At 72.1% G+C, this 10,628-nt stretch carries 7 protein-coding genes; 2 read left to right on the plus strand and 5 right to left on the minus strand.

Features of this window, described 5'->3' with window-relative positions; genetic code table 11:
• Positions 1 to 851, plus strand: an 851-nt coding sequence (locus tag H5J29_RS09200; protein ID WP_181780501.1) for a D-alanyl-D-alanine carboxypeptidase family protein, incomplete at its 5' end; no start/stop codon positions are given.
• A gap of 702 nt (positions 852 to 1,553) precedes the next feature.
• On the opposite strand, the gene yhjD is transcribed toward H5J29_RS09200, so the two are convergent.
• The 3 genes from yhjD to H5J29_RS09215 all read right to left on the minus strand — a co-directional run bounded on the left by yhjD (position 1,554) and on the right by H5J29_RS09215 (position 5,042).
• Complete coding sequence (gene yhjD / locus H5J29_RS09205; RefSeq protein ID WP_181780502.1) at positions 1,554 to 2,582, minus strand: inner membrane protein YhjD; 1,029 nt, start codon at positions 2,580 to 2,582, stop codon at positions 1,554 to 1,556.
• Positions 2,583 to 2,592: 10 nt separating this feature from the next.
• The gene (gene trpS, locus H5J29_RS09210; protein ID WP_181780503.1) at positions 2,593 to 3,609 is read right to left on the minus strand and encodes a tryptophan--tRNA ligase; all 1,017 of its coding nucleotides are present in this window, start codon (positions 3,607 to 3,609) and stop codon (positions 2,593 to 2,595) included.
• Positions 3,610 to 3,824: 215 nt separating this feature from the next.
• Positions 3,825 to 5,042 carry an MFS transporter gene (locus tag H5J29_RS09215; protein WP_181780504.1) on the minus strand — a complete coding sequence of 406 codons (1,218 nt, stop codon included), beginning with the start codon at positions 5,040 to 5,042 and terminating at the stop codon, positions 3,825 to 3,827.
• A gap of 1,706 nt (positions 5,043 to 6,748) precedes the next feature.
• Between H5J29_RS09215 and H5J29_RS36175 the strand changes: the two genes are divergently transcribed.
• Positions 6,749 to 7,987: a GGDEF domain-containing protein gene (locus tag H5J29_RS36175; RefSeq protein ID WP_181780505.1), complete on the plus strand. Its 1,239-nt coding sequence runs from the start codon at positions 6,749 to 6,751 to the stop codon at positions 7,985 to 7,987.
• Here the strand turns inward: H5J29_RS36175 and H5J29_RS09225 are convergent.
• Together H5J29_RS09225 and H5J29_RS09230 are read right to left on the minus strand one after the other, a co-directional pair.
• Positions 7,984 to 8,178, minus strand: coding sequence for a hypothetical protein (locus tag H5J29_RS09225; RefSeq protein ID WP_181780506.1), 195 nt, complete (start codon positions 8,176 to 8,178; stop codon positions 7,984 to 7,986). The genes H5J29_RS36175 and H5J29_RS09225 overlap by 4 nt on opposite strands.
• A 9-nt stretch (positions 8,179 to 8,187) precedes the next feature.
• The coding region (locus H5J29_RS09230; protein ID WP_181780507.1) for a bifunctional FO biosynthesis protein CofGH at positions 8,188 to 10,628 on the minus strand (2,441 nt) is incomplete at its 5' end.

Below are 10,628 nucleotides of genomic sequence, written 5' to 3' on the forward strand. Positions count from 1 at the left end.
ACCCGCACGGTCGGCAGCGGCCGGCGTCGACGCTGAAGATCCTGACCACGCTGGTGGTCCGGGACCGGCTCGATCCGGACCTCGAGATCGTCGCGGTGCAGGAGGACGTCGACGTGGACGGCAGCCGCGCCGGCATCGGCCCCGGCGGGCGGTACACGGTCCGCCAACTGCTGGCGGGGCTGCTGCTGAACTCCGGCAACGACGCGGCGACGGCCTTGGCGCGCACGATGGGCGGCACCCAGGCCACGCTCGCGGCGATGCAGACGCGGGCCGAGGAGCTGGGGGCGTTGGACACGCGCCCCGCCACGCCGTCGGGGCTCGACGGGCCGGGCATGTCCTCCTCGGCCTACGACCTGGCCCTGCTGTTCCGCGTCGCGCTGCGGGACCCACTGGTCCGGGAGACGCTCGCGACCCGCACGGTGCCCTTCCCCGGTTTCGCCGACAGACCGGGCTTCGTGCTCTCCAACGACGATCCGCTCCTGCGCTACCCCGGCGCGATCGGCGGGAAGACGGGGTTCACCGACGCGGCGCGACACACCTTCGTCGGGGCGGCCGAACGGGGCGGCCGACGCCTGGTGGTCGCGCTGGTCCGCGGCGAGCACCAGCCGGTGCGGATGGTCGCCCAGGCCACGGCGCTGCTGGACTACGGCTTCGCCCTGCCGCCCACGACCTCGCTCGGCACCCTCGTCGACGCCCGCCCGGTCCCGGTGGCACCACCCACCCCCGAGCCGCCACCCGCCGCGGCCGTCGAGGGGGAGCGTCCCAGCTCGGAGCTGTGGTTGGCTGGGGCGGCGGGAGTGGTCGTCGTGGTCGGGCTGGGCAGCCTCGCCCTCCGCCACCGCCGCCGCTGACCCGCTTCCACCGTGATCATCGTGTCAGGGCCATCCGTGCCGTATACGGCGTCGATGGGGCAGAGACGGTGATCACCGCGCCGTTGCACCGGTGGTGGAGCGTGTGCTGGGGGGTGCGGTCCAAGATCACACGTTTCGTGCTCTCAGCGCGGCAAGATCGCTGGTTGGGTGCACTAGCTGCTGTGGGAACCGCGCTGAGTGCACGCAACTAGCGATCAAGGGTGCGCCGAACGAGATCCGCAGGCCAGCGCGTCGCGCATCCCACGCTCCATGATCGCCGGTGAGGTGCACTGAGCGCTGCCATGACAGCGGTGAGCGCACACAACCAGCGATCTTGCCGCGCTGAGAGCACGAAACGTGCCCAATGGTGGGCCCGGGCGCACGCGAGCGACTCGATGTCCGACTCGCCCGCTGAGGTGTCCAACTCGCGTGCCGCGGTGTCCGCACGCGACTCCATGGCCGACCCCGCTTCCGATCCACCCGGCTCGGGATCCGACGCTGGCCGTCCCCCGGCCACGACCCCAAGATCGCCGGTTGGGTGCTCTCAGCGCTGGCACGACAGCTGTGAGCGCACCCAACCAGCGATCTTGCCGCGCTGAGAGCACGAAACGTGCACAACCGCGACCAGTGCCCCAACCTCAGACCCCGCTGCCGACGCGTGAGCCCACCTGAATCGCGCGTATGGACCGGGGACTTCGCTGCTCAGCGGCGGGGGCGGAGGGCTCGAAGGCCCAGCAGGCCACCCACCGCGGCACCCGCTCCCAGTAGGCCGGCGGCCGCGGCCGGGCTCGGGCCGGAGCGGACCACGACCTCGGGGCGGATGATCGCCGGCGCCGGGACCTCGACCGGCTCCTCCTGCTCGTTCTCCTTCGCCGTGGCCGCCCAGGCCGTGACGAAGAGGATGAACCGCGATATGAAGAACGCGAACACCATCAGACCGATGATCGGCCCGAACGCGGCGCCCGCGGGCGAGCCGGTCACGGACGTCAGGTAGATCTGCATGATCTGCTTCAGCACCTCGAAGCCGATCGCGCCCAGCACCGCCGCCCGGACCGCCGACCGCGCCGCGACGGGCGCCCGCGGCAGCCGCGCGATCACCCACATGAACACGAGCCAGTTCGCGCCGAGGCCCAGCACGATGGCGAACACACCGAGCAGGAAGCGGGCCCAGCCGACGTCGCCCAGCCCGACCAGGTCCAGGAGCAGCGCCCCGAAGGCGTTCCCGGCCGCGGACACGGCGAACGACAGCACCAGCGCGAGGCCCAGACCCAGCAGCGCGAGGAGGTCGAACAGCGTCTTCTTGACGACGTTGGGCGTCTCCGGCGGCTGCGCCCACTGCTCGGAGAGCGCCTCGCGCAGGTTGCCCATCCAGCCGATGCCGGAGTAGAGCGCGCCGATCAGGCCGAACACCCCGACCGCGCCCGCCGAGCTGATGGCCTGCGCGATGACCTGGTTGATCGTGTCGCCGAGCTGCCCGGGCACCTGTGCGGTGATGCCCGCCTGCAGCTGCGCGAGCAGGTCCGGCTGGCTGCGCAGGATGAACCCGGCGACCGCGAACGCGACCATCAGGATCGGCACGAGCGCCAACACCGAGAAGTACGTGATCGCGGCGGCGTAGTGGTCCCCGTGCCGCTCGGTGTAGCGCGCCCCCGCCCGGACCACGTGGTCCAGCCAGGGGTATCGCTCACGCGCCTTCTCCATGGCAGTCGGTTCCTGGGCCTCGTCTGCCATGGCGCTCCTTCTAGGTCGTCGGCGGGAGGAACCCGATCTTCTCGTGTACGGCCGCCAACGTCGCGCCGGCGACCTCACCCGCTCGGGTGGCACCCCGCGCGAGCACCCGGTCGAGCTCCGCCGGATCCGTCAAGTACTCCTGTACCCGTTCCCGCAGCGGCTCAACGAAGGTCACGACGACGTCGGCCAGGTCCTTCTTCAGGTCCCCGTACCCCTTCCCCGCGTACTCGGCCTCGATCTCGGTGATCTTGCGGTCGGTGAGGGCCGCGTAGATGGTCAGCAGGTTCGCGACGCCGGGCTTGGCCTCGACGTCGTAGCGGATCTCGCGCTCGTTGTCCGTGACGGCCGAGCGGATCTTCTTCGCGATCCGCTTCGGGTCGTCCAGCAGCTCGACGATGCCCCCGGGCTGCGAGGCCGACTTGCTCATCTTCACCGTGGGTTCCTGCAGGTCCTGGATCTTCGCCGCGCCCGCGGGGATGAACGGCTCCGGAACCGTGAACGTCTCGCCGAACCGCTGGTTGAAGCGCTGCGCGAGGTTGCGGGTCAGCTCCAGGTGCTGACGCTGGTCCTCGCCCACCGGCACGCGGTCGGCCTGGTAGAGCAGGATGTCCGCGGCCATCAGGACCGGGTAGCTGAACAGCCCGACCGTGGCCCGGTCGGTGCCCTGCTTCGCCGACTTGTCCTTGAACTGCGTCATCCGCGAGGCCTCGCCGAAGCCCGTGTAGCAGTCGAGGATCCACGTCAGCTGGGAGTGCTGGGGCAGGTGGGACTGCACGAAGATCGTGCAGCGCTCCGGGTCCAGGCCCAGGGCGAGCAGCTGCGCGACGGCGTTGCGGGTGCGCGCGGCCAGCGTGGCCGGGTCGTGGTCGACGGTGATCGCGTGAAGGTCCGGGACGAAGTAGAACGCGTCGTGGTCCTCCTGGAGGGCCACCCACTGCCGCACGGCGCCGAGGTAGTTGCCGAGATGGAACGAGTCGGCGGTCGGCTGGATCCCCGAGAGCACCCGGGGCCGTCGCGTGGCGGTCATGGTTCCTAGTCTCTCAACTCCGCACGACCGGTTTCCCGCGGCTGTGCCGACACGTGCAACCGACCCCTTCGGACCACTGACGAGCTGCGGAGATGCACGCTGAGCGACGGTCGGGACCATGGAGTTCACCCACGGGATGACGGCCTGCGCGGGAACAATCACCAGCGGCCCACCTGAGGAGACGCCCATGTCGCGCAACCGTTCCTGGTAGCCCGCTACGACTTCGCGGGCACCGGCACCGACGAGAGCGCCGAGCGCGCCCCGCGGGTGACCAGCAGCCCGGTGGCGAGGACGAGCCCGCCCGCACCGCACAGCGCGACGGCCGTCGTCGCGGCGGACACCTCGGCGATCAGCCCGCACACCAGGATCGCGAGCCCCTGGGCCGCGATCAGCCCCGACGCGGCCAGCCCGGTCGCGCGGCCCCGCATCTCGTCCGGCGTCGTGCGGACGAAGGCGGCCTGCGCCGGGACGAGCGCTGCGGTGCACAGCGCCCCCGTCAACGCCCACAGTGCCACCACGGCCCACACCCACGGCGTGAACGCCGAGACGACGAGCGGCACCCCGGCCAGCAGGGCGAACGGGATGATCATCCGTTCCCGCCAGGCCTCTGGGATCCACCGGCTGACCACGACGGCGCCGACCACGCTGCCCGCCGGGTCCGCGGCCATCAGCAACCCGACGGCGGCGGTGCTCGCCCCGAGCTCGTCCGCCAGTGGGGCGGCGAGCGCCTCCGGTGCCACATAGCAGCCGACCAGCCAGACCGCGAGGGCGAGCGTCCGCAGCCGGGGATGGGCGAAGACGGTCCGGGCCCCCGCGCCGATGTCCCGCAGCCAGCCGAGCACGCCGCCCGCGTCCCCGCCGGGCTCGGCGGGCGCCTGCCGGGCGCGCACGCCGAACCGCACGAGCAGCGCCGAGATCAGGAACGTGCCTGCGTTCGCGAGGATCGCGGCGGTGGGGCTGATCAGGACCAGCAGCGCTCCGCCGACGGCGAACCCGGCGATCTGCGCAGTCTGGTTGGTGATCTGGCGGACGGCGAACCCGCGCTCGAGGGCGTCCTCGTCGCGGAGGACGTCCGGCAGCAGGGCTCCCTGGGCCGCACTGTGCGGCGAGGCGAGGACCACCACGAGGACCAACAACGGGCAGAGCAGCGCGAGCGGGATCCCCGGGATCGCGAGCGGGACGACGAGCAGGGCCCGCGCGACGTCCGCGACCACCATGACCTCGCGCCTGCGGAAGCGGTCGGCGACCCAGCCGAGCAGGACGCCGCCGAGCAGGGCGGGCAGGAAGGTCAACGCGTAGACGACGGCGGCCCACGCGGCCGAGCCGGTGCGGCCGTAGACGAGCACGGAGAAGGCCACCCGCGCGAGCTGGTCCCCGCAGATCGACACGAGCTCCGCCGCCCAGAGGGCACGGAACTCCGCGATGCGGAACACGCTCGTTCCCGAAGTGGATCCCGGCACTACTCCCCCGACGCGACTCACCGGCGTACCACCCGGTTCACCCGGGCCCCCGACCGATACTGATCGTGAGCGATCGGATCCGGAGAGTCTATGCGGATGGGTCGCCGGGCGGTCGTCGCTCGGCGGTGGCCGGTCGTCGTCAGAGTGCTGCACCCCGCCGGTGTGCGCATCCCGATCCACCGTTTCGGGTGGTGCGGGAGAAGCCGGTGCCGGCCGCGGACGCCGCCCGGATGTGGGAGCGGGGGCGTGGGCCGGAGGTGTGTGGTCGGGGGGTGCGTGTGGTGCTCACCAGGCGCGGTTGCGCACGTGGCCGTCCTCTCTCGGGTCCTGCGGGTGGGGTTCGACGTGGTCACCAGGCGCGGTTGCGCATGACGCGTGTCCTCTCGGGTTCGACGGGCTGTCGGGCGGGTCGTGTCACCAGGCGCGGTTACGCATCTCGCGGGTCCTTCCAAGTCGGGCAGTCGGGCGGGTCGTGTCACCAGGCGCGGTTACGCATCAGGGGCGTCCTCTCGGGTCGAAGCGGGCTGGGCGGCTGTCTCACCAGGCGCGGTTACGCATCAGGGCTCTCCTCTCGAGTCGAAGCGGGTCGGGCGGGGCTGTCACCAGGCGCGGTTACGCATCTCGCGGGTCCTCTCGGGTCGACGGGCTGTCGGGCGGGCTATGTCACCAGGCGCGGTTGCGCATCAGGGGCGTCCTCTCGGGTCGAAGCGGGCTGGGCGGCTGTCTCACCAGGCGCGGTTACGCATCAGGGGCGTCCTCTCGAGTCGAAGCGGGCTGGGCGGCTGTCTCACCAGGCGCGGTTACGCATCAGGGCTGTCCTCTCGAGTCGAAGCGGGTCGGGCGGGGCTGTCACCAGGCGCGGTTACGCATCTCGCGGGTCCTTCCAAGTCGACGGGCTGTCGGGCGGGCTGTGTCACCAGGCGCGGTTGCGCATCTCGCGGGTCCTTCCAAGTCGACGGGCTGTCGGGCGGGTCGTGTCACCAGGCGCGGTTACGCATCAGGGCTGTCCTCTCGGGTCGAAGCGGGTCGGGCGGGCTGTCACCAGGCGCGGTTGCGCATCTCGGGCGTCCTCTCGATCGTCGGTGCTCGGGCGGTGTCAGGGTGCGGTACCTGAGGCGGTGAGGCAGTTCGGCCCCTCGGATTGCACCCTTCGACGGAATGCCGGATGCTCACCAGGCGCGATTGCGCACGGGGCCTCCCCTCCGGAACGGACCACGGACGGGCCCTGCCTGGTTCACGGGCTCACCGGGAGGACGGTTCACCGTTGCGCTCCCCATCCGCCCACCCCCTTCCCGCCGTAACGCTTCGTCGGCCATCGGCGACCAAACGGTGACCGGCCGTCCGGGTTGCGGGCGGCCGGGGCGCTCGACACAGCGGGCAACGACGGCCGAGACGGGCGGGTACGCCCCTCGCGGTGCGTCTCCGCCAGGCCCGAAAGTGGTCCACCCGGAAGATGCGTCACCCAGAGTAGTCGGACATAGTGATTCGGTACCCGCTCGGGGCATCCGGATCGAGTGATCGTCTGACTACGCTCGGGTCGTCACATCATCCATCTTGACCGGACGGGAGAGCATCTCGTGGCACAGTCACCTCGACGGAGGTGCGGCATCACCCGATGGGCGGTGTGGTCCCAGCCCAGCCGGGTGATCGCCGTCCTGGTTGCTGTCGAGCTGTGTGCCGTGGCTCTCGTCGGGTCCGCCTGGGCCACCCTCCGCCCCTCGTTCGGGGCGCTCCTGTTGGCCGTGCTGCTGGCCGCGGCGGGCATCGTGCACACCGAGGTGGCCACGGGCGTCGAGCGCGCCCGGCGCCGGGTCGGCGAGAAGTCCTACACCGACCTCTCCACCATCTGGACCTTCGCCGCCGCGTTGTTGCTGCCTGCCGCGCTCGCCACGGCCACGATCGTCGTGATCTACACGTACCTGTGGTTCCGGGTATGGAAGCCCGCCCGGTTCCCGCTGTTCCGTCACACCTTCACCACCACGACTGTGCTGCTCGCGGCGGTCGCGGCGCAGGAGGTCGTCACCGGGACGGGCGGGACCGCCGCCTGGTCGGACGGCGTCTTCGGGATCGCGTCCCTCGGCGCCGCGACCCTGGTCTACGCGGCGGTGAACTCGCTGCTCATCGCCCTGGCGGTGGCCGTCAGCACACCGGACGCCACGCCGTCGCACCTGTTCGGCGCGCTGGACGAGATCACCGTCGAGCTCGCGACGCTCTGCCTCGGCGCCATGCTCGCGCTCACCCTCACCGTGTCCTGGTGGTTCGTGCTCTTCGCGTTCGTCCCGGTGCTGGTCCTGCAGCGGGCGGTCATGTACCGCGAGCTGGCGGCGGCCGCGACCACGGACGGCAAGACCGGCCTGCTGACCGCCACGGCGTGGAACGCCAAGGCCAGCGAGGCCATCGACCGCGCCCGTCGCGAGCAGTCCACGCTGGCGATGCTGGTGCTGGACCTCGACCACTTCAAGCGCGTGAACGACACCCACGGGCACATCGCGGGCGACCGGGTCCTCGCCGCGGTGGCGGACGCCGTCCGCGCCGAGGTCCGCGGGGACGACCTCGTCGGCCGGTTCGGCGGCGAGGAGTTCGTGGTGCTGCTGCCGGGCCTGCCCACCCCGCGCGCGGCGGTGGAGCTGCACGCCGTGGCCGAGCGGATCCGGGTGCGGGTGACCACCCTGGCCGTCCCCGTGGAGACGCCCGACGGCCCGCTGACGATCTCCGACCTCAGCATCTCGGTGGGCGGCTCGGTGGTGTCCTCCGCCCCCGGCACCACGGTCGAGCAGGCGATGACGGTCGCCGACCGCGAGCTCTACCGGGCGAAGGACTCGGGCCGCAACGCGGTCCGCATCGCCCAGCACCACGACATCCCGGCGCCGCGCACGGAGCAGCAGCCCCGGATCGTGGACCAGCAGCCGGACAGCTAGTCCCCGTCCGCGTCGGCGTCCACGCCGACGTACTCGGAGACGCCGTCCGCGGCGCTGTCTCGCCGGAGCACCGTCACGGTGTTGTTCTCGAGGTCGATCGCCCCGAGCCGGAACGGCGGCTCGCCCGCGCCGGGCTCGCCCGCCTCGTCGGAGATCTTGGGGCTGGGGAACAGCTCGCCGAGTACACCCATGGGTCCAGCCTACGCAGGTGTGAGGGGCAGCAACGCGGGCTGCGCGGGCGTCAGCCGCTGCACCGGGTCCCGGTACGTGGTGCTGCGCTGGCGGACCGGCCGCCCCGCGGCGGCGGCGATGGCCGTGAGCTCCTCCACGGACCGCTCCGAGCCGTTCTCCGACCCGGCCATCCGCGAGATGGTCTCCTCCATCAGCGTGCCGCCCATGTCGTCCGCCCCGCCGCGCAGGATGTCCGCGGCCAGGTCGTCCCCCAGCTTCACCCAGGAACACTGGACGTGGTCGATCCGCCCGTGCAGGGCCAGCCGCGCGAAGGCGTGCACGGCCCGGTTGTCCCGCTCGGTGGGGCCCGGTCGGGCCAGCCCGGCCAGGTAGATCGGCGCGTTGGTGTGGATGAACGGCAGCGGCACGAACTCGGTGAACCCGCCGGTGCGGTCCTGGATCGACGCGAGCGTGCGCAGGTGCCCCAGCCAGTGCCGCGGCTCGTCCACGTGCCCGTACATCATCGTGGACGACGACGGGATGCCCAGCTCGTGTGCGGTCGTCACGACCTCGATCCACTGCGCGGCGGGCAGCTTGCCCTTGGTCAGCACCCAGCGGACCTCGTCGTCGAGGATCTCGGCGGCGGTGCCCGGGATCGAGCCCAGCCCCGCGGCCTTGAGCTCGGTCAGCCACTCCTCGATCGACACGCCCGCCTTCGCCGCCGCGGACACGATCTCCATCGGCGAGAAGGCGTGCACGTGCATGCCCGGCACGGCCTCGCGCACCGCGCGCACCAGGTCGGCGTAGAAGGTCACCGGCAGCTTGGGGTCGATCCCGCCCTGCACGCAGACCTCGGTGGCGCCGTCCCCTGCCGCCTCGACCGCGCGGGAGGCGATCTCCGGCAGCGAGAGGCGGTAGGCGTCGGCGTCCCGCTCGCGCTGGGCGAAGGCGCAGAAGCGACAGCCCACGTAGCAGACGTTAGAGAAGTTGATGTTGCGGTTGATCACGTAGGTGACCGCGTCCCCGTTGACCGACCGGCGGACGTCGTCGGCCAGGCGGACCAGCTCGGCCAGGGCCGGACCCTCGGCGGTCAGCACGGCCATCGCGACGTCGTGGTGCGCCGGGTCCAGCAGCGCAGCGGGATCCGACGCGGCCAGGTCCAGCCCCGCCCGGACGTCCCCGGGGAGCCGCTCGGGAGCCCGGGACCGCTGCTCCGCCAGCTCGGCCTTCAGCTCGTCCCAGTCCCCGTACACCGACGCGAAGTCCCCGCGCCGGTCGTCGGTCCGCCCGGTCGTGTCGATGGAGGCGTGCAGGTCGGTGCGGCCGGACGACTCGAAACCGCCGTCGGGCTCCTGCCAGGGCAGGCCCGCCGGGACGGCCTGCTCGTTCGCCAACCCGGTCTCCGGGTCCGCCAGCGCCGCGACGTGCGCATGCAGCCTCGTGTCGATCCACGGCGAGCCCGCCAGCACGAACTTGGGGTACGCGGTGAGGCGCTCCCGCAGCGCGAAGCCGGACTCGCGTGACCGCTCGGCCAGCTCCTCGATCGCCGGCCAGGGCCGCTCGGGGTTGACGTGGTCCGGGGTCACCGGCGAGACGCCGCCCCAGTCGTCGATGCCCGCGCGCAGCATCAGCGCGAACTCGTCCCCGACGAGGTTCGGCGGTGCCTGCACCCGCATCCTGGGGCCCAGGACCAGCCGCGTGACGGCGATCGTGGCGGCGAGGTCGTCGAGGTCGGCGTCGGGGTCGCCTGCCATCGCGGTGTCCGGTTTGGCCCGGAAGTTCTGGACGATGACCTCCTGGATGTGCCCGTGCGCCCGCGCCGAGGAGCGGATCGCGAAGATCGACTCGGCGCGCTCGGCCCGGGTCTCCCCGATCCCGATGAGGATCCCGGTGGTGAACGGGACACCCACGCGTCCGGCGTCGGTGAGGGCACGCAGGCGGACCGCGGGCTCCTTGTCCGGTGACCCGTAGTGCGGGCCCCCCTTCTCCGACCAGAGCCGGGTGGCGGTGGTCTCGAGCATCATCCCCATCGACGGCGCGACGGGCTTGAGCCTGGTCAGCTCCTCCCAGGACAGCACGCCGGGGTTGAGGTGCGGCAGCAGCCCGGTCTCCTCGAGCACCGCGATCGCGCAGGCCCGCACGTACTCCAGCGTGGAGCCGTAGCCGCGCTCCTCCAGCCACTCCTGCGCGACCGGCCACCGGTCCTCGGGGCGGTCCCCGAGGGTGAACAGGGCCTCCTTGCAGCCCTGTGCCGCGCCCTGCCGGGCGATCTCCACGACCTCGTCGCGCTCCAGGAACGGGGCGTCGAGGCGGTGCGGCACCGTGGCGAAGGTGCAGTAGTGACACCGGTCCCGACAGAGCCGGGTCAGCGGGATGAAGACCTTGCGCGAGTACGTGACGACGCCCGGGCGGCCCGCCTCGACCAGGCCGGCGTCTCGCACGGTGCCCGCGGCGGCGAGCAGCGCGTCGA

This window comes from Pseudonocardia pini, assembly GCF_013870575.1.
Lineage (GTDB): Bacteria > Actinomycetota > Actinomycetes > Mycobacteriales > Pseudonocardiaceae > Pseudonocardia > Pseudonocardia pini.